Raw genomic sequence first — 24471 nt, forward strand, 5'->3', positions numbered from 1 at the left:
GCCGATTCTTCCCTCCGCTCATAAATCAGCAGACATCAACAGCGCGATTTGGTGAATGTTGTAATCGTGATATGCATTGTTCGACTGATTTCGGACGAACGCGTATGCGAGCCCCAGCGAAAGCCCTTTACCATCGTTCCCGCGAAAGAGTGGATATAACGCCTGAAACTGCATCTGCAACCGCAAATCACGGCGCTGCGGCGCACCTGGCAATACGACGCCGAGCATGTCCGTCGCCGTGCGTGGATAGCGTTTATCGAGGAATTGAATAAGATTCGTCGTACGGATGTTGCCCGGCAAAGCGCCTTCGAGCTGCAGACGTATTTCATGCGATTGATATCCGTAGTGGTCGTCGAAGATATCGTCTTCGGAGGTGCCGAACAACGCCTCCTCGCTGATGAAGCGGGCGTCGTTGGCGGGATTGCTCCGCCGGAGATACGAGAGCGAGATTTCTGCATTCGGAAGCACATCCCAGGCGACCCCCGCCGAGAGCACGTACTGCGTGGCGGACGGTGTGGAAAACTGCGAGATTACGGCCTTCGGTGTCTTGACACTCCCCTTGCCCTTTCCGGCCTTCTTGTCGTCAACCCAGGTAGTATCGCTGACTGTCTTGAGATAGGACTTGAAGCCCGCGTGCACTCCGGCGAACAACTCGACACCCCCACCGATCGGACGATTCAACAACAGTCCGCCGAGATTTTCGAAATGCGTGAACTGCTCGAGGTTCGGGTAGCGCTTATAGGCAAAGGTGTAATGCGGACGAAGCATGATTCCTGCGATCAGGTGCATGCGCAATCGTAGAAGTAAGGAGGCACGCTGATAATCATAAAAATCCCACATCTCCTGATCGAAGCGTCCACCCATCTGCGGAATGATGAAGAGATAGGAGACAAGACTATCGCTGAACACCTCAGGTACGGCGGCTTCGATCGTGGTTGCTTCGGACCCTGCTGTCCATTCCGCTTCTCCATCTTCAGTTTCCTTTGTTACGGGATCATCGTCTGCGCCGCTACTTGCATAGTCAGATGCATCCGCGGACTCGTCATCATGTGCATCTTCGATATTTTCGGTACCTTCATCGTCCTCGGAATTTTCATCATTTTCCGAATCCTCGCCATCTTTCGAATCTTCGCTATCGTCATCGGAGTCCTCGTCGTCATAGGAATCTTTATGGGTATCCTCAACATTATCGGAATCTTCAACATCATCGGAATCTTCGCCGTCTTCGGTCCGAGCCTCAGTGGTGGCCTTGTAATCCGGCATGAAATCACCGCCGAACGCATCTGGAATCTGCGGTAGGGCGGTACCTTCCGCTGTCTCGTCGTCGTTACGATAATTCAGTTGTATCTGCGTGTATGCACCGATGGTGTGGACGTGATAGGTCCGCTCGTTGTAGGTGCGGAACAGTACGACGGCGCCGTAATAAAATGCCTGCACGTAGGTATAGTCGCTCTGCGTATCGGTCGACAACGCCCCGAAGATGCTGTGATACATGTCCGCACGTTTTTCCCGGAAGGAGAAGCTGTTGTCGTCGTACATGCTCGATGTAAAAATTGAAACGCTCTGTGCCCCGGCATAGGTGGCGGGCAGCAGTATGAGCAATGCCAGGAGCAGCGTACGTTTCATTGGGCTTTGTCCTCCAGTGCGAAGCGTGTTGTCTTTGCCCACGACATCTGTTCCTTCCTGATCACGTCCTTGTAGAACGCCATACCCACGACGAGGAGCCAGAGCTGACAGTATGTCAGGTACATTACACCGATGAGGACAAAGGCCAGCGGCGTGTCTTCCCAGTCGTAGGAAAGTGCCAACATAATTTCGGCAAAAAACAGTACGATCGCCATCACCCACACCAGCGTATACGGACCCGGCAGTGGAACCGCGAGCACCCCGGTGACAGATAACAGGAACAGCACATCCGATATCAAAATCGCTACGAAGAAAATGTAGTAGAGTGCGATGGAATACAGCAATTCAAAGCGCAACCGTAAACCCCGGATGCTTTTGCGTTCGTTCAGGAACTTCTTCGAGACGTAGTTATTCCCGCGCACCCATCGCGTGCGCTGCCGCAGCCACACACTCCACGTTTCGGGCTCCTGCTCCCAGGTTACCGAGTACGGCAGGAATTTAATTTTCCATCCGGCGATGTACATTCGGATGCTGAGCTCGGAATCCTCGGTAATTGCGCCCTCATCCCAGCCGTTCATTTCATCGAGCACTTCCCTGCGGACAAGGAAGTTGGTGCCGGGCAGCGTCGCGATTCGGAGCAGCTTCCAACGGCCTGCCTGGAGAATCGACTGAAAACTCAGCGTCTCGATGTTGATGAAGCGCGTGAGCAGTGTCCGCTTTTTATTTACAGTGCGGAATTTCCCGATCACTGCTCCGAGTTCCTTTTGCCGGAGAAGCTGCGCGGCCAGGTAGCGAAGGGCGTCGGGCTCAGGTGTATTGTCTGCATCGTACACGGCGATGTATGGATGCGACGCTTGCGTCAATCCAAGATTCAGTGCCCGGGACTTCCCCTGCCCGCCCTGTTCTGCCGGTACCTCGTAGCAGATAACGCGGGGATCACGGAGCGCTATGGAACGCACTATCTCGCCGGTGCGGTCGCTGCTCCCATCATTGATGACAATGATTTCCAGTCGGTCGGCGGGATAGCGCAATGCGCACATAGCCTCAAGGGTGCGCTCGATCACCATCTCCTCGTTGTGCGCCGGTATGAGTATGGACACTGCCGGATAATCGTATTCCATGCCGTCAACCTCCCTCTGCTCACGAAGCGATGCGCTGTGATGGAAATATCCCGCCAAAGTAAGGACCAACTGCCATGCAATCATGAACCAGATGAGAATTACCGCAACGACGAACAATCCGCTGGCGATTTGCTGAACAAGGTCCATTATGCCGTTCCTCGTGTTTCAGGATACATGGTCGTGCGCGCGTGACGCTTTCTCCGAAGGCGGACGAGCGCATACAGCAGGAGCAGGAAGAAGAGCGACACTCCGCCGAAGAGCACGATGATCGTCGACGACCACAGACTCGTCACGTTGATGCTGTACGCGACCGTACCTGCCGTCACGACGCGTACCGTGTGCTTCCCGGCCGGCAGACGCAAGGAATAGCGCTCGATGCCCTCACGTACACTCACCTCCACCCGCTTTCCATCGACCCAAATCTCAAGTGGCTCCTTGTTGATGGCAATGTAGCAACGTTCGTCACTTTCGTAGGCGAAGGAGATACTCCGTTCGCCCTCCTCGATCGCCAATACATTTCCGGTGCAGCTGATCAGCGTCGCATGCAAGGTGTTCGCGTCGAAAAGTCGTTCTCCTTTGTCACCGACAACAATTCTGTGCTCGCCTGCGGGAATCAGGAAACGCCCGTCGCCCGCGGCCGTGCGGACAGCACCGTCAACGAGGATGAATTTCTGTTGCTCACTCAACTGCAGCGTGAGGGAATGCGGGGATGATACGATGTACCCATCCTCGCTGCGTCGCACCGATGCTCGACCCGTGCTCGCGAACGCGAGCATCGGGAAGTCCTGCGGATTGATGCTCGATTCGGCATAGACAAGTGTACGATCCACTTCGCTGCTGGTGACGTGATACAGCATGAACGCTTCTATCCCGGACTGCATGAGTGTGGGAAACGGCGTGGGGGTGCTTTCATTGCGGAAAGAAAGAATATTGACATCGAGAGCGAAATCGTCGCCCAGTAATTTCCGGTAGGCCGCCGAGATGGCCCGATACCGACGCGGATCTTCGGACCATCGCGCCATGGGATCCTCGACGACGAGCGTAAAGTCGAATTCTTTACGCAATGCGATGATGCGCAACATGTCGACACCCTGGGAGCGCCGGAGATCGGGCGAACCAAGCTGATCAAGCATGGTCACCGACACGCCGAAGCCCGGTCGCGCGCGACGGATGTCTTCGGCGAGCGCGAGCAGCTTCCGATGCATTTCCACCACCACATCAACGCGGTAGTCTTCGAACAGCTTCCAGGCCGCAGAGTTGTTTTTCCAGTATTTTGGCGACGCGGGATCAAAGAGGGTGAGCGGATCGAAGCCGTACCGCTTTCGAAACTCAGCGCGCGCACTCGGATGCAGAGGCGCGAAGCTTCCCGGTTCTGCAGGACCGCGCACGTCGGACTCGAAATACACTTCCGCGATATTGACGCCATCAAAATCGTGTTGTGTGAGAAACTCCCGGTAGTGGCGCAGCATCACTGCGACACATGCTTTGTCTGTCATTGCAAGAGGGTAGCGCCACGATGCACGATTATCCGTGCCTCTCGCGTTCCGCTCACGCCACTCGGGGTGCAATTCCCAGAACTTGTGGCTGATCTGCGGCGGCTCGAGCCACGCGTGCACGAGAATACCGTTCTCATGGCAGAGCCGGATCAATCGCGCATAATCATAGGTGTACGTCCGGTAGTCGTGCCAACTCCCGACGTAGATCGCACGCACACCGTGCGTTGCCCAACGTCGCACAAGCGTCTCGATGGGGATCGCACTGCGGAATCCCGGATCGAAATACAGCTCCAGCGCGTCGCGACGGAATGCCGGGTGAAGATCCATCTGTCCGGCGATATACTGATTGAAATAGGGGAAACGGCTGTAACCGGCATCGCTGTAGGGATCGAAGCGGGTACCGAAATACAGCAACTTCCCTTTCCCGAATCGCCTGGCGATCACCACCGGAGCCTCTGTTTCACGATCCACGGCAAGCACGATATCCTCCGACTGCACGTCGAACTTCTGAAATGGCGCAGGACGCTGCCAGAGCACCCGTTCCTCGGGATAGAGTCTCTCGCTGATTCCCGTCAACGTACTGACGCCGCCGGTGTATTGTAGACCGAGTTCAAGCGCGAACTCCGTCTTTCCATCGAGAATCACATTCCCTCCATGGCGAACCCATTCAATAATGCTGCTGAACTGCGGATTCTCGAGGCGTTCCACCGCGGCGTAGGGTACGACGAGAAGGTTCCACCGGCTTGCGTCCATCCGTGCGCCTACATGGAGCGTGTCAACTTCCACTCCGAGTGTGCGCAAGGCAGAGATAAAACTCCGTTGATCCTGCATACCACCACCGGTGGCGAGGCTATCCCACAGCACGGCTGCCCGCATCACCTCGCGGGTGTCTTCGTCGCCGAATATGGCGTCGTACCACGAATGAAGAGTGCGCTTCACACGATCAACGAAACTGTCCTCGATGTGCCGGATCTCGGTCGTGGTTGCCAGGTACAGCTGCCCTTCCGTCAGTGTGATGGTTTTCTTGAATACGCCGGTTTTTCGCTCCGGCGAGACTACCGTTCGCTGCACTTCGCCATCGCGATCAAACCAGTATTCCCGCAGGTACTGATCGTTGAGTTCGATGGCGAAGCTGCCACCGCCAGTAATGATCACCTTATCCCGCAGGTGTACCTTGTTACGCTGTTTTTGAAGATCGATGAACGTGTACCCGAGTTCCTTGATGCCTCTGACCAATCGGCGGAGATTCTCCAATGGCACAAAAGAATGGAAAAAGCACGAGGCGTACCCGTCTCGAAGTCCGAGGTTTACGCGCGCCGATGCGATCATATGTTCAACCCGGTCGCGTGCGACCGAAGGGTCGTGCGGATCGAACGGGACATAGCCGAGATTTTCCGCATACAGCTTTTGATTGTGCATGTCACGATAGATCGTGTAGGGAAATATCTGTGTATGATCCGCGTTATTGATCGCGCAGCGCTGTTCCATTGCGGAGGAAAATATTCCGGCCACCGCATCGTACGTGATCATGGAGGCCGTGTAATGCGGGGTCTCCCACATGATGGGGTAGATGCCGTTACGTATACACTCCTCCAACGCATCGGTCACTTTGCCGCGCACATATTCAATCGTTTCGCCCTCAATGGGGCCACCACGAGAAATATCCCAGAACTCATAATCCGTCCCTGTGATGCCTTTGTATTGGTGCGTCGCACCGTGCATCACGACTGTCCCGCCCTTTCGCACCATGTACTGGATTGCATCCACCAGGTCGGGTTTGTCGGTCAGACTTATGCGGACCCCTTCCTCCGGATTCACATAGTAGGGCACGAGCCCCACGAGAAACGGTACGCCTTCATCGTGCAGTACATCGGCCACCTTGCGCAGACGCTCGGGATTCTCGAGGGGATGGACGTCTTCAATGCGTATCATCGCTCTATGCCTACGCGGATGATGTTCGCCGAATATGTCGTGCATGATATCCGCGAAGAGAAGATAGCGGTCTTGCTCATCCGCGAGGGCGAAGGGAGAATCCGCCACATACCAGAACGCGCCGCTCCGGAGGATGTACGGCGTACTCCCCTTGCGCCGGGACTGCGCGGTGGCGATTTCGCGGCAGCGCGCCGGATTCGTAATTCGACAGAGCGTGAGGTTAGGCTCTGTTTTCGTGAATGCATCTTTTCCTCTTTGCACGCGCGTCCAACCCGCTGTAGTGTCCACGCGTTCCGGTACGAAACCGTAGCGCTTCGAAAGGTCCCGCACACGACCGAATGCTGTCATGCCCGTATGCAACCACACCGCGGTACGATTTCTATCAAACATATCCTTGATGAACACTGCGGGGGGCTCACAGCGCAGCGTATAACCGATAAAAAACACGACGTCATAGGTATCCATTTCACCGACACGGTACTCCTCCACTGAACGCACGGTTGTCTGTGTCTTAAAATGTCCTGTCAGCTGAGCGAGCTGGAATGCATCACCTCTTCCGAGATTTTCCTCAACATCCTTGCCCTCAAACAGAACGAGCACACGTTGCTGGGCGTGCACTCGTGGGAGCGCGAGCAACAGGAAGACCAATAACAGATATCGCGGGCTCATCGCAGCACCACAACATGTTTCACCGATGCACCGGCCGCGGAATGGAGAATCAGCGTGTATACACCGGCAGAGGGGAATGCCGACGCGGGGATATTCACACTCTCCAAAGCAGCTGTTCGATCAGGGCTCACTTTATGAACAATTCTTCCGAGAGCATCCAGTACTGTCAGTTCCGTCTCCTCGGTAGTTTCGCGCAGACGGATATGCACGTCTCCCCCGGACGGCTGAGGCCATGCGTCGAAATCCAGATGGCTCGGCAAGGCAGGAACGACAAGTTCCCGGCTGAAGCTGATCTCGCCGTTGGTACCAATGGACTTCAATCGATATCTCCGCAATTCCCGGAGATCATCACAGTCACGCCATGCATAACGACCGCCGCTGAGACCGCGCGTCGGAAAAAATGCCGCACTCGCCCATTCGCCCTGGATTGCTCGCTGGAGTTCCGTTCCGAAATGCGCCGTTTCCGCGAGGGTCTCCCACTCGATGCGTACGCAGTCGCCCTCATGCCGCCCGGTAAAACTGAGCAGCTCGACGGGATAGGGATAGCTGGCGTTATACAGTAACTGCCCGACATCACCGACGGCATAGACGACGCCCCCATGAGCGTCCGCACCGTACATCGTATGCATCGCGTGCGATATTTCCCGCACCCACGTTTGACCATTGTCGCTCGTGCGCATGATAACACCCGCTTCGCCTACCGCGGCATATTCATTCGGCGAGGGATGCACCAGCCGGAATAGGGGGACCGTGGTGGGCAGTATCAAGGACGTCCAGTGCACACCACCGTCCGTGGTGAATATCGCTTCTCCACCGTCCCCGCAGATCATACCATCGCTGCCGTCACGGATGACACTGAAAAGCGCATCCTGCGTCCATCCCTGTTGTGAGGACCAAGTGTATCCGCCGTTGGTGGTGCTCAGAATGGTACCGCCCGCTCCGACAATGGTACCATTGTCAGCGTCAGTAAAATGCACACCGAACAGTGGTTGCAGAGTACCGCTGGCCACGGTGTACCATCCGGCTCCGCCGTTGGTCGTTTTGAGAACGCGCCCGCTTCCACCCACGATATAGCCGATGCCATTATCCAGCAAATCGATGCCGTTAAGCGCAACGGTCCCACCACCGGCGACCTGCGACCAACTGGTCCCGGCATTCGTGCTGCGTAGTATGACACCACCGTTCCCGCAAGCCACAACAGTACTACCACCGATATTGTCCACAGCGAACAGCGAGGCAATCGAACCGCTTGCAACTTGCTGCCACGGCTGGCCGAGGCCATTCGTTGTGATGATGGTCCCGTCGCTTCCAACAGCCCACGCCTTGTGGGATGGAGTGGTGCTTACGGCATTGAGCGTCGAACGCGTGCCCACGGTGACCATGGTGAACGTACTCCCATTCGATGACCGTAGTATATCTCCAAACAACCCGACAGCAATGACGGTACTGCCGGATACGGCGATTCCTTCCAATCCATTCACAGTTCCGGAATTGACCGGTGTCCACAATGAACCGCCGTTGGTGGTACGAAGCAAAGTACCACCCTCTCCCGCCGCCCAGCCGTTCTGAGTATCAATGAAAACCAAGCGGTTGATATCCTGCGAGGTCCCGCTGTTCGTGCCCTGCCAGCTTTGACCACCGTTCGTGGTGCGAAGAATGCGGCCACCCGTACCCGAGGCCCAGCCGTATTGAGCGTTGATAAAAAATAGTCCTAACAGATCGCTGTTCATGCCAGGCGGGTACACCGGCGACCAGGTGACGCCTCCGTCCGTTGATCGGATAATCGTATTCGCACTTCCGACCGCTACGCCATTCATGGCACCCGTAAAAAACACGGCGTTGAGGTTATTGGTGGTGCCCGTGCTTCGGGAAATCCAGGTTACCCCACCATCAGTTGTCGCATGCAGCATGCCGGAGTCACCGACAAACCATGCGCTGCTTGCCGACACCGCGTGAATGACGTTGATACCGGCCGTCGTGCCGCTATTCTGTGACTGCCAACTCGCGCCTCCATCGACGGTTCTGAGCACGACACCGTTATCGCCGACAATCCAGGCGACCTGCGCATCGACGGCGCATACACCTCGAAAAAAATCTTCACGCAGCGTTGTCTGCGGCTGCCAACTCGTCCCCGCATTGACGGATTTCAGTATCATCCCCGCTCCGCCCACCGCCCAACCGGTACCGCTGTTCGGCGCAAACATCGTGTTCCACAGATCATTGCTCTGCGGAACGGGATTACACCACTGCCACTGTGCGCGTAGCAATGGCGCAAAGGTGGATGTCAGAAATACAGCAATCACAAGGAAAAGACTCTTCATGAACAACCTCTCAGAAACAGAGCACAGGACGGGACACCACTCGATCCGTAGTAACCAACATGATACGATACAGGCCGGGTCCCGGAAACGCGCTGCGCGGAATGCTCAGCGGTGTTCCATCAATAACCGCATGCGTAATAGTGGTCAGATCACAGACCTCGCGACCAAGCGCATCGTAGACCGCGAATTTTCGAATACTCCGTGTCGCCTCCTTGGAGAGCGTGAGATGCACGGATTCCCGAAAGGGATTGGGATATGGCGTCGAGAGCAATTCCGGTGTGCGAGGCGGCAGTGGTGAATCAGACATCGGCGTATCATGCCACGCCAACACAGTCGCGTAATCCCCGGTAATCCATCCATGATCCGGCGCCACAAAATCCAGACCGAACAGATCGTAGGAGGTGCGCGCATACACCGGTGTCCAGGTGACACCGGCATTCGTGCTTCGAAGCACTGTCCCGGCTTCACCCGTAGCCCACAGCGCGTCGCGCGATGGAGCATCGACAACATAGAGCGGCTGTGTTGTCCCGGTCGTTTGCTTCTCCCAAGTCGCCCCAGCGTTGCTCGTGTGAAGAATCGTCCCCTCTTCACCGCAGATCCACCCTTCACTGGAGTTCACGAAAACAGGCCAATACAACGTTGTGTTTGTCCCGCTCGCCTGTCGTTGCCAACGTTCACCGCCATCGCTGCTGCGAAGTATCAGACCTCCGTCGCCGGCGATGACAATATCCGCGGACGAGATGGCGTCGATACCAAAGAGATAATCCTGTGTGCCGCTCTGCTGTGCGTTCCATGATAGACCGCCGTCGGTCGTTTTCAGAATGAGGCCAAGCTCTCCCACCGCCCAGGCAGTACGCTCATCGAGACAATCGATCGCTAGCAGAAGGTTCCCCTTGTCGTTCTGCTGCTGCTGCCACAGCGCGCCACCATCGCTGGTATGCAAAATGATGCCGAACTCTCCGACGGCCCATGCCTCCCGCGCTGAAACCGCCTTGCCGCCGTAGAGATCGTTGCCGTAGCCGGGAGTTTCCTCCCGCCACGACACCCCTCCGTCTGTTGTATGGAGTATAAGACCATCTTCGCCGTAACTCCAGCCGTTCTCGTAATCCGCGAACGTCACCCAATTCGCTGATTTTCGCGAAGCGGGGTTCATCAGGACCCAGGTCTTGCCCGCGTCTGTGGAGCGAAGCATGTGACCGAATTCACCCACAGCGAGCATGCTTGCACCGGTTTCGGCTATACCTTCGAGGACGGAATTCGGCAGAAGTGACGGAAGTAACGACCAGTCCGCTCCGCTATTTGTGGTGTGCAACATCGTACCGCCGTCCCCGACGATCCATGCCTCCGATGCCGATCGCGTGAGCAGACCATTGAGATGGCGGTCGGATCCACAGTTCTGCTTGTCCCATCGGAATCCTCCATTCGCGGTGTGGTAAATGCTGCCGCGCGTCCCACATATCCAGCCATTGCCTGCATCGGCGAACTCCACGGCGAACAGGTCCTCTGGTGGTGACAGTTTTGTCGCATAGAAGGTGGCTCCCGCGTCATTGCTCCGGAGGACGATGCCGCTCTCTCCGACGATCACAACCAGGTTGGAACCGATAACCGCGATGCTGTTCAGGGAAAGATTGACACCGCTATACACCGTTGCCCACGACAGCCCCGCGTCTGTGGTACGGATGATGGTTCCCGCATCCCCGCACGCTATGCCGATGTCCGCGCTCGGAAACTCGATGGCGTTCAGTCCCTGCCTGGTGATGGACTGATTGTCGGACCAGTCACTGCCTCCGTTGAGGCTCTGGAGCAGTATACCGTTATCGGCCACAGCCCACAATATTCCCGAAGCTGCTTCCGCAACCTGGATAACGTTATCCGTGAGACCGTGCATGGTATTGCTCCACCGCAATCCGCCGTCGGAGCTGAGGAGCATGGTGCCGTACTGCCCAGTCGCGACGAATGATCCAGCACTCGTAGCGTGTACGCACATGAGCATGTTACCCTGCGGTGGCGGGTTCTGCCAGGTCAGCGTCTGTGCCTGGAGACTCGAGACGAGCGCCAGTGCAAGGACAAGTAACAGCGTGAAGAAACGAGGGTGGCGGTCATTTGTCATAGGCGTATCGGTTGACACGTGTGCCCGACCGGACGAAGCGCATTCCCGGGAGATCGTGGGAATGCCTTGCAGGTGCGGGAGATACGTGTGCAGATGAACGGGATATCAGCAGTCTGATGACACCGTCCGCGTCACATCATTGTCGCGCCATGAGGGTTCATGGATGATCCTGATACAGCGAGGAATTCTTCGTGAACAGAGGATACGCACATGTATCCGTAATCGGCATACCCCTGCACAGTCTGTGATGCTTTTTCGCGTTCTCTATGCCGGGTGTATCTGGTTACAATCAGACCGACTGCAATCTACCGTAAAATTCGGCACAAAACACTGTATACGCTACGAAAGGATTACGCGTTCCCGAATCAATAAAATAATTTGCGATACAAGCACGGCGCCCCTTGCAGTGAGAAGCTTCAGTTACTCCTCCCGCTGATCCGGAAATACCGAATCCTGTTTCCCCGATGTAAGCCTCAGCACCAAGCCATGCATGCGCATAGAAAGAAATTCCGGGGGCTGGAATTCCCGCGCCCCCGGGAAATCTCACTCAATGCAGTTTCATGTCCGTCAATTCCACGCTATACTCCTTGCGTGCGGCGTCGTAGGATACGGTGTATTTGCGCGGATACTGTTTGCCGGTCTTCTTGAATGCCGCCGGCTGCCGGATGTCTGCCGTAACATTCGGCCTGGTCTCCAGATACTCTTTCGTTATCATCGGTTCGAAGAAAAAGAGCTCTCCGCGATAGAAGCCATAAATGAAGGTCTTCGTAAAGGGTGTCCCGGTAAATTCCGCCGAGGTAGTGTCGACGTAATGCGTGCCCATGTTCGGCACGGCCTCGACACCGGAAATGTAGTGCGGCGGCATGAACTGAGGCTCCGGCATGATCATGTCCGGTCCGGGTTGTACAGCGGTAAGCGCGTTGTGATCCACCACATAGAAATGGACATCGAAGTGCGGTTTACCGTACAACGGCATGGGTTCGTGTCCCTGCGGATTCCAGTCGAAGCCGACGTGGTCAAATGGTGACGTTCCGGATTTTTTCGGCAGATTGAGCATAAGCATTTTCATGTCAACTGGGAGGGTGCTGAGTACGGTTTCATTGAAACGCACCCCGACGGCAAGGAGCGAACCGTCCGGCGCGACGCGTTCATAGGATGTGACCTGACCTTCGCCCAGCGCGGCCGACTGTCCGTCGTGCGTCACCGGCTGCGCGGGCTGCGCGGGATCATCATCGCTGCACGCGGTGACGATCACGAGCATAGCGAACATGCCCGCAAAAAGGAACGGTAATCTATTCATCAGTTTCACCTTTCGGTATTGTTGGATGGATTGTTAGCCGGATGCGAGAGCATCCGTGTCAGGCAATAGTAATGTAAATGAGTATAAATAGTATTTCCCATTATTGCAATTCGTCGAACGGAACCACTCCCGTCTCAGCCATGCTGTATTCCGGTCATACCCTCCGTGCAGCCCCACCGGATACGGGTGATGCGCCTTCCTATGGTGCCGCGCCAGTTGACAAGCTCCCCGTTTTTCCGTATCCTTATCCGGTCTACATCCATATAATCACTTGTTACCGCTGAAAGGAACGCCGCCATGCGCCTCTACAGCTCAGGTCTGCTGCTGTGCACTCTGATCTTTGCCGGATGCACACAAAACGAAACACAACCGACCGTTCCCTTGCGGGAGGATGTTGCCGGATTTCACCGCACCGTGTCGACGCAAAACGATCTTGCGCAGAGGTATTTCGACCAGGGTCTCACGCTCTATTACGGCTTCAACCACGATGCCGCTATCGAATCCTTCAATCAGGCAGCGGCGCTGGACTCCAACTGTGCCATGGCCTACTGGGGACGGGCGATTTCCGCGGGTCCCAACATCAACAATCCGCTGATGGACTCCGCCGCAGCCATGTCGGCGTTCGAAGCGGTCTCTCGGGCAGCCGCGCTTGCTGACGGCTGCACGGAAGTCGAACGGGCACTCATCGGTGCACTTCAAGCGCGCTATGCATGGCCTGCTCCCGAGAATCGCGCTGGCCTTGATTCGGCATACGCCATTGCGATGAGAAAAGTCTATTCTGATTTTCCGGACGACGTCGATGTCGCGACGCTCTACGCCGACGCGATGATGAATCTCCGTCCCTGGGATCTGTGGACGCCTGGAGGTATACCTCAACCCGGCACACTGGACATCGTCGCAGCATTGGAAGCAGCCATGGCCATGGTCGCCGATCACCCCGGTGCCTGCCACTTTTACGTTCACACAATGGAAGCGTCGCCCGATCCGGGGAAAGCACTCCCGGCAGCAAATATTCTCCGCAACAGAATTCCCGGTGCGGGCCATCTGGTGCACATGCCATCGCATATTGACATACGGCTCGGGCATTACGCCAACTCCATTGAGGCAAATCTCCGGGGCATCAAAGCCGACAGCTCCTCTGGCTCCACCAACAGCTTCTACACGATTTACAGGGCGCATAACTACCATTTCCTTGCATATTCCGCTATGTTCGACGGACAGCGCGAACTGGCAATGAACGCCGCTCGCAGTATCGGACAGACTATACCGATGGAACTGGTCCGCGCGTTCCCGGATTACCTCGACGCGTTCATGGCCATCCCGATCCACGTCATGGTGAGGTTCGGATTGTGGGACGACATACTTACGGAAGCGCGTCCCGCCGACGATATGCCTGCCCACATCACCTTCTGGCATTACGGCCGCACTGTGGCATATGCGGCTCTCGGACGTGTCGGAGAAGCGCAGGCGGAATTCGGAAAATTCAAAGCTGCTGCGAAAACCGTCCCCGAGAGCCGGCTGCTCGGCAACAATAGCGTGAAGAGCATCCTCGACGTCGGTCTGGCGATGGCGGAAGGGGAACTGGAGTATCGCAAGAAAAATTATCCAAAAGCGTTCGCGTCGCTGCGGACAGCGGTCCGGCTTGATGACTCCCTGCGCTACGACGAGCCCTGGGGCTGGATGATGCCGGTCAGGCACGCACTTGGAGCGCTGCTGCTCGAACAAGGCAAGCTGGCAGAGGCGGAAGCGGTGTATCGAGAGGATCTGCGGTTGCATCCGGAGAACGGCTGGGCTCTGCGGGGACTGACGGAATGTTTACACAAGCTGAAGAAGCACGACATGGCGCAAGAAACCGATGCGCGTTTCCGGGAGGCCTGGACCAGAGCGGATATCACGATCGAGGCGTCGTGCTATTGCAGAACGAACTAAACGCAAGGCCACAACCGCCGGTCCGCGGCTGAGACGAAACGGCGGCTCCAACTTCAGGAGCCGCTGTTCTTCTGATCCGGGAAACTCAGGCCCGAACGTCTTGCGCATCGTACCTTTACAGCTCGCTTCCGTAGCTCGTCTTCGATAAAGCGACGATGGGGTATTCAAAGCTATCGGCAGGTTTTGACAGCCACAGCTCGTATGCTATTTTGCATCGTTCCCTCACTGCTGTATACAGGAGGATTCCATGCTGTTATCCGCTCCACGCAACCGCCGGTCTCCGCTTCAACACTCTAACCGAATCACACGCTTCGCAAAAGGCATGTGCATCGTCCTGCTTCTGCTCCCCCTCCAGGCTTCAGGACAAACTCCACAGCTTCTCTGGAGCTTCGACACGCGCGACGCGTCCTTCGGGCAAACTGCTGCGGGCGACATCGATGGCGACGGGAAGCTGGAACTCGTATTCGGCTGCTATCGGAACGACAGCAGCATTTACGCGCTCAACGCCGAGGACGGTTCGCTGCTCTGGAAATTCAATGCCGCGAAACCCGGGCGCGACGGCTGCAACGATGTCGCGACGCTGATCGTTGATATCGATGATGACGGTATTCCCGAGGTCATCGTCCCGAGTTCCTGCAATCCGACCACGTTCTGCTTCGACGGCAAGACCGGTGCCGTCAAATGGTCCGCGGTCACGAGGGGCAGCGACTCGCCACCGACCATTGCCGATATCGACGGTGACGGAAAGCTGGAAATTCTGCACGGCGAATTCGGGGGGTGGGTCCGCTGCCTGAACGCCGAGGACGGCAGCCTCGCCTGGGACCTGGCCGTGGATATGCGATCCTGGATACAGACGGCGCCGACACTGCTCGATGCGGACGGCGACGGGAACATGGACTTCGTCGTGGCCACCTGGAACAGCAACGCAGGCGACACCAACACGATCCGGGCCTACCGATGCAGCGACCGCGCGCTGCTCTGGAGCGTTCCGCTGGCGGACGTGGTGTATCATGGCACAGCCGTAGCCGACTTCGATCGGGACGGAAAACCGGAGTTGGCCTTCGGCGATTACAGCGGCACGCTTTATGTGCTCAACGCCGAGGACGGCAGCATCGCGTGGACAAAACCCAGTCTCGGCACCGGGCATTACATCGGAGCGCCCGTCACCGCCGGCGACATCAACGGCGACGGGAACTGCGAGCTAATCGCGATAAGCTGGTACAAGGTTAGCGCCTACAACGGGGATGGAAGCGTGCTCTGGGAGCACGACATCGACGGGTACGGGACCGCCTTTCGCGGCGCGGCGCTGGCGGATGTGGATGGTGACGCACTGTTGGATGCGGTGTTCGGCACGAGCAAAGGTGCGCTTATCGCATTGCGAGGAAGCGATGGTGCACCGCTGTGGACCGTCGATCTCGCGGCGCGGTACGGCGATTCCCGTTTCGCGCTCGATCATGCGCCGATCATCGCTGATTTCGACAAAGACGGCAAGCTCGATGTCTTCATCGTCGGCGGGCACACTGAGTATCCTGACTTTTCCGCGAATTTCGGACGCGCGTATGCGTTATCCATCGGCCGCGGCGCAGGACCCGAGTGGTTGATGTTTCAACAGAACTCCTATCGGAACGCCAGCCTCTGCACCGGCAGCGTCAATACAGTACGGCTTACCTCCGAAGACCGGCCGGCGGCGCCGGCTCTCTTTCCGCATCCTGTCGGCGATGTACTCAACGTGCGGCACGAGGGGCTGCGTACCGGCCGCATCCTCGACGAAACAGGGCGCATCGTAGCCAGTGAATACGCGGACGGAGGTACGATGTCAATCAACATCGCTTCACTTCCTTCGGGTGCGTACTTTCTTGTAATGGAGGTGGACGGGATGCCGCAAGTGCGAAGTTTTATCAAGCGTTGACGGGTGCATTTTGTGAGCTTCGCACAGCGATCTGGAGAATTCCTCAGGCAGAAGCCTTCCCCACAGGCAGCTTGAAAACCAGCTTCCTGACAGTTTCACCCGGCGCATGCAGCGGTAGGCCGGGCATGTGGCCATCGTCAGGAAAAAACACGGCGAACGTTCCCGGCACCATTTCCAACAGTGAGCGCTTCCCCGTGAGAAGCTGGAAATCATTCTCGTCGTCATAGTCGCCCGCCACTTCACAGAACGCCCGTGCCCGCACTCCAATGCATTCGCTTCCTTCCAAAGGCACATGGACGTCGATATACCGGCGATGGCATTCGAGCGTTTCATCCTCGCGCGAAGCTGTATCGTACTGCGCTACGATGCATCGCGCTCCCCCGGTAAGTTCGGTTGAGCCGGGTTCGATTGCTGAGAGATCCGTTGCGTCGAGAAAGTCCGCGACGATGCGCAGCCCCTCGTGCACGCACGAGTACGAAAGGAGATTGGATATGTCGTCAAAAAGCATAGGTTGCTCTCCTTGCAGAAAATGTGAGTGTACCGTGTCGTCCGTCGTCAACGATCCCTAAGCACGAGAGGTTGAGTCTGTGTTCGTCCATTCACACTGAAGTTGACAAAGTACAGCCCCGCAACGGGTCGTCTGCTACTGAAATAGAGATAGAGGGAGTGCACATATTTACCCGCGTTCCTCCGGCCCTCGAAAAGGACGAGCAGTTCTCTTCCAGTGATATCGGAGATGGTCATGCGCGCGTATCCGTCTTTGTCCAGCGAATACGGGATGGTGACGTTGCTCAGCGCAGGATTCGGCCAAGGGATACCCAGAGTGAAATCACGAGGTATATAGCTGCCAGGCAGTGCGTGTGTGCTGCGATACAGACCCTCGCTGCTTCCGAGTATCAGGTAATTGTCCTGGTCCACAACTGCCGACGCAATGCGATATCGATGATCCTCCACTGGCACGATACGCTCCCAACTCCGGCCCCGGTTGCTTGTAAGGTACAGAAAGTAGCTGTCTCCGAGCAATACGGTCGCCCAGGAAGATACCGAAACAAATGCGGGATTATATAGTGGATATTCCGGATGCAGCGGTACGGTTTCCCAGCTCACACCGCCATCGTTGCTGCGTGCGATGGCCTCCCGCTCGTACACAAATACATAGTCTCCGCTACCACCTACCGCAGAGATACCTCTCCCGTGGCGCAACAGCTTCCAGGTATCGCTGTCCGACCGCCTGAGAAACAACGAATCGTCACTGAGGATAAACACTCCCATTGCGTTGGCGTACACATCACGCGGGTATTCTAATGGGCGATCCTGCCTCCAGGTCTCGCCTCCGTCGTCGCTGATCATCAATCCTCGAGCGCAGCCATACACTCGTAACCCTTCGCCTTTCATGAGCCGGCAAAGATTGCCTGGATGGAATGAATCAAATTTCGGGGTGCGCCAGGTTCTGGTGGAATCGTTCGTGTAGAGCAGGTCCAATCCAGGCGTGGTAATATCATACCCATGATGTCCCTCGATAGAATAGACGGTAAACGACCACGCGGGATACGTACCGAGTACAAGATTTCCGGGACTGATCGAAAGACCGAGATGCACCGTGCACAGCCCTGTCGTCGTTGCCCGCCAACTGCGTCCGTCATCCATAGAGGAATACAGACCGCCGTCTTGTGTCCCGGCATACACGCCGCCATCCTGATCGCCAAACAAATGCAGTATGCTTCGCTTCGCCAGTCCATTCGAACATTCCTCCCAGTTCAGACCCTCATCGAATGAACGATAGATGCTCCCGTGCATCGCGGCATACACCGTACCGTCCGGAGCCTGACAGAAATCATGCACAGCACCGGACGACACCGAGGTTGGCATCCAGGTCTTCGCGCTGTCCATCGAACGTATTATTCCTTCCTGCCGGGATGCCGATCCCATCAGCATGTTCCCGTCAGACAGCAATGCGAACCGTCTTTCACCGTTCACCCAGGAACTGACAGGAAAAACTTCGATGTCAACACCATCCGCTGCGATGCGGAGTACTTCATCCCTGTCCGTACCGACGGTATCGGTTCCAAGCACCAACACTCCTCCGGCAGGGTCGGGGATAAGCTCGGAGAATGATGAATGCTGCAGCGGAAGCTTCAGCCAATTTTTTCCGCCATCTCCACTTCGGAAGAGGCCCCGGGAACATTTCGCGAACAGTACCGAATCATTGAGCACCACCAACTCGTAATCGGTGTCACAACGCTCCATCGGTGGACTACGTTGCAGCGTTTCCCAACTGCGCCCGTCATCCGTTGAACGGTGCAGCCCGCCGCCGCCTTCGCTGTACATTGCGCCATCGGTCGTCCGCACGACGGCGCGACCATAGAATTTCCTGGTGCTGTCGGGAAGCAGCGTCCAGTTTTCACCACCGTCTGTGGACACTTTCACATCAGTTCCGCTAAGCAGGTCATGAACAAGAAAAGCGAGGATACGTCCGCCCGGCGTGACGTACATCGGCCATACCGCTTCATCCCTCAGCGAAGTTTGCGTCCACGAATCACCACCGTCCGTCGAGCGCATGACGCCGTTCAGCGACGTCCCGGCCAGCAGCACACCCTGTTTCGTGCAGACAATCGACAGCACCACTTCGCCTCGCGGTCCATCGATGGACTCGAACTCCAGGGGATGCCGGGGTACGGTATGCTCGCGTCTGAACGATTCCTGAGCGGGGCACCATGCAACGGTGAATGCAGTCAGAACAACACACAGCAGAACTCGCATTCCTGGCCTCCAGGGCGCATGATAGTGAAATACGGCTTTTCTATCGGAATATATGAATAAAATTGATCGCATGCCGACTTCTCGTCTGCCATACTCCTCTCCCCACAAACCTGCTGTCGGAAGTTGCCCTTCTGTGCACAGTATGTCACCATCATTGTGACATAGAATGCACAGAATTACACGGCGTACAGAGTGACATTGCGAAAGTTAGGGAGCGGAGCATTCCACCAAGGCAACATCTACCGATGATCCATGCAGAATCCGCACCCTCTGGCCAGTTCCTGCATCAAACTGAATTGTGGAGTTTACGCAATATCCGATGGTATCAATGAAAAGACTCAATGATCGTTCGCTGGCGGGAGCCTGGATCGCAGGAGCCATCGTATTCGCCATTGCGACGAGTTCTCCGGCCATAGCCCTGATCGCCGCCACGGTCATATCACTGAGTTTCGGCAATCCGGTTCGCGCCGTGACGGGAAAGACCGCGAAATACGCGCTGCAGGCGGCCGTCGTGTTGCTGGGCTTTGGCCTCCAACCGGATGTGCTGTTTCGTGTCGGTGCTTCGTCGATTCTGCTCACCCTCGGCAGTATCGCGGTGACGCTCGCGCTGGGGTTGTGGATAGGAAAGATGTTCCGCGTGGAGAAAAACCTATCCGTGCTTCTGAGCAGCGGGACGGCGATCTGAGGAGGCAGTGCCATCGCCGCGGTATCTCCAGCCATAGGCGCCTCACATGCGCACACGGCAGTCGCGCTCGCCGTGGTGTTCGTGCTCAATGCCGTCGCATTGATGATCTTTCCGCCCATCGGACACGCTCTCGGGATGTCGCAGGAGGCCTTCGGGCTCTGGGCGGCCATAGCTATACACGACACGAGCAGCGTCGTTGGGGCCGCGGCGGTATTCGGTGCGCAGGCGCTCGCGGTCGGGACCACGGTCAAGCTAACACGGGCATTGTGGATTTTCCCGCTGTCCTTTCTTGCCTCCCGTTTTACGGGAACGACCTCGACAGCCCGCTTCCCGTGGTTTCTCGTCGGCTTCGTGCTGGCGGCAATCGCACGCGGCTATGTGCCTGCTCCGGAACAGCTTTACGACGTCCTCTCTTCCACCGGGCGACATGTCATGGTCGGCACACTCTTCCTGATCGGGGCGGGACTCACGCGCGATGACCTCCGTCGCATCGGCGCCAAACCTCTGGCCGCGGCCGTACTGCTCTGGGTGCTCGTTTCCGCACTTTCTCTCGCGGGAATACAGACGGGGTGGCTGGGGCTGTAGGATGTACGATGAACGACGTACGATGTACGATTTGAGGGTTCTCACTGCAACACCCTCACTCTGCAGCTCGCGACGCTGTCGTGCATTGGCTTTCATGGACTCAGCCGCCGACAGGTCCGTCCGAACGCGGCACTGCATCCGCTAAATGTACGTTCCGCGCTCCGCACTCCGCGCTTCGCTCCCCACAGGCCCGATCCGAACGCAAGCACTGAACCATGGCAGACGACGCAGCGACTCGGGGCGTAACCATTTTCCCGCTGAGGTGTCTTATACGCATGCACAAGATCCACGCATTCTTGCGTTCGGCCATCCGCGTGTTCGTCTGACGAAGAATCCCATGAAGCTGATCATACATCTTGGAGCACATCATGAAACAGATTCTGACTCTCGCGGCTGTGGTATTGACTCTCAGCCTCCTCCTGGCCTGCAACAGCCACGATGATGTCGTTACGCCTGAAACCAGTGATACGCCTTCGGGGAAACTCGTCAGCGCCACGGAATGCAAAAGTACCCTGTTCAAAACTGACGCCACAGTGTTCGGTTCCGACGAAAGCGCGGTCGAGTACAGCTACAACACCGCAGCCCGCACTCTCACGCTGAAGCATATCAACACGGCATTCAACTGCTGCCCAGGAACGCTCTCCGCTTCCGTACGCATCGAAGGAGACCTCATCACCATCGTCGAAAAGGAAAGCGAAGCGTCATGCCACTGCAACTGCCTGTATGATATTGAGATTGCGATCATGAATCTGCCACGCAAGTCCTGGAACGTGGTGGTCGTTGAACCCTATCTCACCTCGCCTGATCTGCCGCTGTCCTTCGCCATCGATCTCGCGACGACTCCCAGCGGTCGTCACGCCGTCCCGCGCAGTATGTATCCCTGGGGGATCTGAACGCAGCGGTGCGAAAGCGGACTGCGCGTTATGCAGCAGACAGGTGCGGGACAGACGCCACTCCCGAATTCCCGCGCAGTATGGCTCGTGCGGTCCGTTTCGCCGACGGTCGCAACGCAAAAGCATCCGGTCCATGCACGGTACAGCATCCTGCTGCATCGCCGGAGCCCTCTCTTCGGGTGTACGTCAATGCCGATGTACAAATCTAGAACGGCAAATGATTCTTCTATAGCTCGCGGTTTCAAATTCATGGCAACGCTCCTCTTGGATCAGTAGTGATGATGTAATATGGGCATCAACGACGGTGAGGTTTGCCATTTCTTTTCAACGTACGGTCGCTGCTCGCCGCATGCTCGATACAGACGCAAGCACTCAAACGACGCGGACGCGACCTCGACCCGGCTCAAGACCGTTTTTCCGTTGATATGTCTGATCCGCCTGCAGAAGATACACGCATTCGTGCGTTCAGCCATCCGCGTATTCATCTGATGAAGAATCCCACGAAGCTGAACATACATATTGGAACACATCATGAAACAGTTTCTGACTCTCGCGGCAGTGGTATTGACTCTCAGCCTCTTCCTGGCGTGCAACAGCGACGATGACGTCGTTACGCCTGAAACCGGTGATACGCCTTCGGGGAAACTCGTCAGCGCCACGGAATGCAAAAGTACCCTGTTCAAAACTGACGCAACGATGTTCGGTTCCGACGAGAGCGCGGTCGAGTACAGCTACAACGCCGCAGCCCGCACTCTGACGCTGAAGCATATCAACACGGCATTCAACTGCTGCCCCGGTACGCTCTCCGCTACGGTACACATCGAAGGCGACCTCATCACCATACTCGAAAAGGAGAGCGAAGCGTCGTGTAACTGCAACTGCCTGTATGATATCGATATTGAGATCAGGAATCTGCCTCGCAAGTCCTGGAATGTGATGGTCGTTGAACCCTATCTCACCTCACCGGATCTGCCGCTGTCCTTCGCCATCGATCTCGCGACGACACCGAGCGGTCGTCACGCTGTCCCGCGCAGTATGTACCCCTGGGGGATCTGAATGCGGCGGCGTGAAGGCAGACGGCGTGTCACGAATCAGACAGGCACGAGACCAATGCCAGACCCGTATTCCTGGGCAGGACGGCTTGTGCGGTCCGTCTCGACGACGGTCGCAAGGTTAAAGCAGCCGGCACATGCACGGTACAGCATCCTGTTGTCTAGTTGGAAGCATCTCCCCGGGCCCCGTTGCGGGGCAAACGAAAATCCTGGTATAAACGAACGATCAGCACCGCCAGACCCGCGAGGAAGAGCAGCATCAGGATCCAGGCTTCGCTTCCCAGTGATGGCGGCTGCTTGAAATTCGCCCTGAAAGAAATCAGTAACATGGCGTTCATAAAAAGCAGCGTGGCGGCCGACATACGGTGCATGTTGCGCTGCAACACTGCGTATGCCTCTTCCCTGCGCTCCGGAGCGAGCCAGTACTCGCGGTGTGGGATATTCACCATGCTGACCGGGAAACGCCGCACCATCCAGGTTATTCCGGCAAACATGCCGAACATCAGCAGCAGAAGCAGACCATAAAACAGGAAGAAACCGTCCTTGGTCATCCAGCCATCCGCTTCTCCCGAGGCATTGAAATGTGAGGCCAGGCGCTCAGGCAACTGCGGGTAGAACCAGACCGAGAGCATTGCGGCAAGTATCAGAAGAGAAACATTGAGACGCATCGCGGTGCGCATTGATGGTACATGCGACAAGATACGGAATTCGCGATTTCCTCATCTCTCTTACATGCACTTCGGCAAGCGGATCACGATACGCCGAGCATGACCGAGAGTGTTTTTTCGTTCAATTCCGTTTGCCTTCCTTCAGGGTCCCAATGCTGCGTGCAGCCGCAATGGTCAAGGAGCACGCATTGCGCCGGGATGTCGAGGTCCCGCAGTTCCAATCCCCCGGTGATGAGGTGCAGCACACAGGCGACACCGACGACGCCCACATCCTTCCCCCTCGCCCAACTGCGCAACCAGCGAGAAAAATCCGATGAGTGCGGTATGATATGCACGGTGGCGCCCTGTGCGGCGGCCAGAGCGCGGATACGCTGTACCCTGCACTCGGGGGTACACCCGGTGCATATCATGTCGAGGTTTTCCTTCCTCGCTTTGCAGTGAACGGCATGTTCCCCGCGCAAGCAGGCGGGAAGCAGGACCGCCCTGGCGCCGGTTTCGCGATACCGCCGAAGGAAGGAGCGATTCATCAACTCCGCGCCGAGCATGCTCAGATGATATTCTTCGCGTTTGCGATCGCAGAGCAGGTAGTCTTCACGATTGCGATGCGCCGGTGCGGAGTGCCTGCGCCAATCATTCACCCAGGCCGTGTATTCACCCAGGCGCCGCGCGGCGGAATCGAAAAACGAGTCGGCATACTGAAGAGCATTTTCCAAATGCCATTCGCGCTCGAAGGCGTCGAGAGCGGTCAGGTAGTCGATGATTGTATGGAGTCTGCGTACTTCCTCGCGATATTCCCCCGTCGCGTCCATCCAAAGGAGCAACTTGTGCAGCGAGAAAGCGCATGGGGTATGGTCGCCGTGGTCGGAGCTGTCACTCCCGCTCAGAAAACGCGATGCGAGCACGCCGCGCAGCGGATCTATCCACCGCTTCACCTTCGGGAAGCGACGACGCAGGCGATACAACCCGCACAGGACCGATGCCACCGGGAGCGGCACATGCTGCGCCCTACCGCCATACAAGCGCCACAGTACCCCGAGCGTGAGAATGTCATAGGTGTACTCCAGCTCGTTGCGCAGGGGCTCACGCTCTTCGGCAGCTATCCATTCCATGTAGCGTTCAAGCATGGCCTCGATCGTCTTCGCGCGCAATTGGAGCATCTCATCGGCGAGGATGGCGACATCACGGTAGTAGCGGTCCGAACTCCTGCCGACGCCGCGCAGGGAATACGTTACTGGTGCCTTCTCTTCTCTCTCTTCCGGTATCCTGAACATTTCAACCTCGTTCAAACAGCAACAACCGGTATACGGCAAGCACAGCCGGCTGTTTCATCGCTGGATGAGAAATTGGGCGTGAACAAGACCAAAAAACCGCGCGGAGCGCGGTTATGAACATTCTGACGGGGACGTACGCGATGG

The 24471-nt window shown here is 56.9% G+C and carries 14 protein-coding genes and 1 pseudogene; 5 read left to right on the top strand and 10 right to left on the bottom strand.

The annotated features are described in order from the left end of the window. Nucleotides 1-18: 18 nt before the first annotated feature. The 6 genes from M5R41_06400 to M5R41_06425 all read right to left on the bottom strand — a co-directional run bounded on the left by M5R41_06400 (nt 19) and on the right by M5R41_06425 (nt 12575). Nucleotides 19-1626 (bottom strand): hypothetical protein, encoded by a 1608-nt coding sequence (locus M5R41_06400; protein ID MCZ7556016.1) that lies wholly within the window; start codon nt 1624-1626, stop codon nt 19-21. Beyond that, nucleotides 1623-2894 carry a glycosyltransferase gene (locus tag M5R41_06405; GenBank protein MCZ7556017.1) on the bottom strand — a complete coding sequence of 424 codons (1272 nt, stop codon included), beginning with the start codon at nt 2892-2894 and terminating at the stop codon, nt 1623-1625. The genes M5R41_06400 and M5R41_06405 overlap by 4 nt, the downstream gene beginning before the upstream one ends. Next, entirely contained in the window at nt 2894-6844 is a 3951-nt protein-coding gene (locus M5R41_06410) for a DUF2334 domain-containing protein (GenBank protein ID MCZ7556018.1), read from the bottom strand. The genes M5R41_06405 and M5R41_06410 overlap by 1 nt, the downstream gene beginning before the upstream one ends. Beyond that, nucleotides 6841-9165 (bottom strand): YCF48-related protein, encoded by a 2325-nt coding sequence (locus M5R41_06415; GenBank protein ID MCZ7556019.1) that lies wholly within the window; start codon nt 9163-9165, stop codon nt 6841-6843. The genes M5R41_06410 and M5R41_06415 overlap by 4 nt, the downstream gene beginning before the upstream one ends. 10 nt (nt 9166-9175) lie before the next feature. Continuing rightward, nucleotides 9176-11275 carry a YCF48-related protein gene (locus M5R41_06420; protein MCZ7556020.1) on the bottom strand — a complete coding sequence of 700 codons (2100 nt, stop codon included), beginning with the start codon at nt 11273-11275 and terminating at the stop codon, nt 9176-9178. 547 nt (nt 11276-11822) lie between these two features. Further along, entirely contained in the window at nt 11823-12575 is a 753-nt protein-coding gene (locus M5R41_06425) for a DUF5602 domain-containing protein (GenBank protein ID MCZ7556021.1), read from the bottom strand. A gap of 297 nt (nt 12576-12872) precedes the next feature. Between M5R41_06425 and M5R41_06430 the strand changes: the two genes are divergently transcribed. Beyond that, complete coding sequence (locus tag M5R41_06430) at nt 12873-14504, top strand: hypothetical protein (GenBank protein MCZ7556022.1); 1632 nt, start codon at nt 12873-12875, stop codon at nt 14502-14504. 247 nt (nt 14505-14751) lie between these two features. Then, nucleotides 14752-16413: an FG-GAP-like repeat-containing protein gene (locus tag M5R41_06435; protein MCZ7556023.1), complete on the top strand. Its 1662-nt coding sequence runs from the start codon at nt 14752-14754 to the stop codon at nt 16411-16413. Nucleotides 16414-16456: 43 nt separating this feature from the next. Here the strand turns inward: M5R41_06435 and M5R41_06440 are convergent, their stop codons facing one another. Then, entirely contained in the window at nt 16457-16921 is a 465-nt protein-coding gene (locus tag M5R41_06440; protein MCZ7556024.1) for a YhcH/YjgK/YiaL family protein, read from the bottom strand. Nucleotides 16922-16968: 47 nt separating this feature from the next. Next, nucleotides 16969-19173 (bottom strand): T9SS type A sorting domain-containing protein, encoded by a 2205-nt coding sequence (locus M5R41_06445; protein ID MCZ7556025.1) that lies wholly within the window; start codon nt 19171-19173, stop codon nt 16969-16971. A 328-nt stretch (nt 19174-19501) separates the two neighbouring features. Here M5R41_06445 and M5R41_06450 point away from each other — a divergent pair. From M5R41_06450 to M5R41_06460, 3 genes and pseudogenes are all read left to right on the top strand, one after another. Next, nucleotides 19502-20443: pseudogene (locus tag M5R41_06450) on the top strand (putative sulfate exporter family transporter). Between the two features lie 368 nt (nt 20444-20811). Beyond that, nucleotides 20812-21336 (top strand): hypothetical protein, encoded by a 525-nt coding sequence (locus M5R41_06455; GenBank protein MCZ7556026.1) that lies wholly within the window; start codon nt 20812-20814, stop codon nt 21334-21336. A gap of 531 nt (nt 21337-21867) precedes the next feature. Further along, nucleotides 21868-22392: a hypothetical protein gene (locus M5R41_06460; GenBank protein ID MCZ7556027.1), complete on the top strand. Its 525-nt coding sequence runs from the start codon at nt 21868-21870 to the stop codon at nt 22390-22392. A gap of 157 nt (nt 22393-22549) precedes the next feature. On the opposite strand, the gene M5R41_06465 is transcribed toward M5R41_06460, so the two are convergent. Beyond that, nucleotides 22550-23068: a DUF1648 domain-containing protein gene (locus tag M5R41_06465; protein ID MCZ7556028.1), complete on the bottom strand. Its 519-nt coding sequence runs from the start codon at nt 23066-23068 to the stop codon at nt 22550-22552. 71 nt (nt 23069-23139) lie between these two features. Further along, nucleotides 23140-24327: a DUF116 domain-containing protein gene (locus M5R41_06470; protein ID MCZ7556029.1), complete on the bottom strand. Its 1188-nt coding sequence runs from the start codon at nt 24325-24327 to the stop codon at nt 23140-23142. Between the last annotated feature and the right edge of the window lie 144 nt (nt 24328-24471).

The organism is Bacteroidia bacterium, assembly GCA_027493955.1.
In the GTDB taxonomy this organism is placed as follows: Bacteria; Bacteroidota; Ignavibacteria; order SZUA-365; family SZUA-365; genus JAOSJT01.

Coding starts and splice junctions, on each gene's coding strand:
- M5R41_06410 (MCZ7556018.1), bottom strand. CDS start 6,844: ATGAGCCCGCGATATCTGTTATTGGTCTTCCTGTTGCTCGCGCTCCCA.
- M5R41_06435 (MCZ7556023.1), top strand. CDS start 14,752: ATGCTGTTATCCGCTCCACGCAACCGCCGGTCTCCGCTTCAACACTCT.
- M5R41_06460 (MCZ7556027.1), top strand. CDS start 21,868: ATGAAACAGTTTCTGACTCTCGCGGCAGTGGTATTGACTCTCAGCCTC.
- M5R41_06465 (MCZ7556028.1), bottom strand. CDS start 23,068: ATGCGCACCGCGATGCGTCTCAATGTTTCTCTTCTGATACTTGCCGCA.
- M5R41_06405 (MCZ7556017.1), bottom strand. CDS start 2,894: ATGGACCTTGTTCAGCAAATCGCCAGCGGATTGTTCGTCGTTGCGGTA.
- M5R41_06455 (MCZ7556026.1), top strand. CDS start 20,812: ATGAAACAGATTCTGACTCTCGCGGCTGTGGTATTGACTCTCAGCCTC.
- M5R41_06445 (MCZ7556025.1), bottom strand. CDS start 19,173: ATGCGAGTTCTGCTGTGTGTTGTTCTGACTGCATTCACCGTTGCATGG.
- M5R41_06470 (MCZ7556029.1), bottom strand. CDS start 24,327: ATGTTCAGGATACCGGAAGAGAGAGAAGAGAAGGCACCAGTAACGTAT.
- M5R41_06415 (MCZ7556019.1), bottom strand. CDS start 9,165: ATGAAGAGTCTTTTCCTTGTGATTGCTGTATTTCTGACATCCACCTTT.
- M5R41_06400 (MCZ7556016.1), bottom strand. CDS start 1,626: ATGAAACGTACGCTGCTCCTGGCATTGCTCATACTGCTGCCCGCCACC.
- M5R41_06440 (MCZ7556024.1), bottom strand. CDS start 16,921: ATGCTTTTTGACGACATATCCAATCTCCTTTCGTACTCGTGCGTGCAC.
- M5R41_06430 (MCZ7556022.1), top strand. CDS start 12,873: ATGCGCCTCTACAGCTCAGGTCTGCTGCTGTGCACTCTGATCTTTGCC.
- M5R41_06425 (MCZ7556021.1), bottom strand. CDS start 12,575: ATGAATAGATTACCGTTCCTTTTTGCGGGCATGTTCGCTATGCTCGTG.
- M5R41_06420 (MCZ7556020.1), bottom strand. CDS start 11,275: ATGACAAATGACCGCCACCCTCGTTTCTTCACGCTGTTACTTGTCCTT.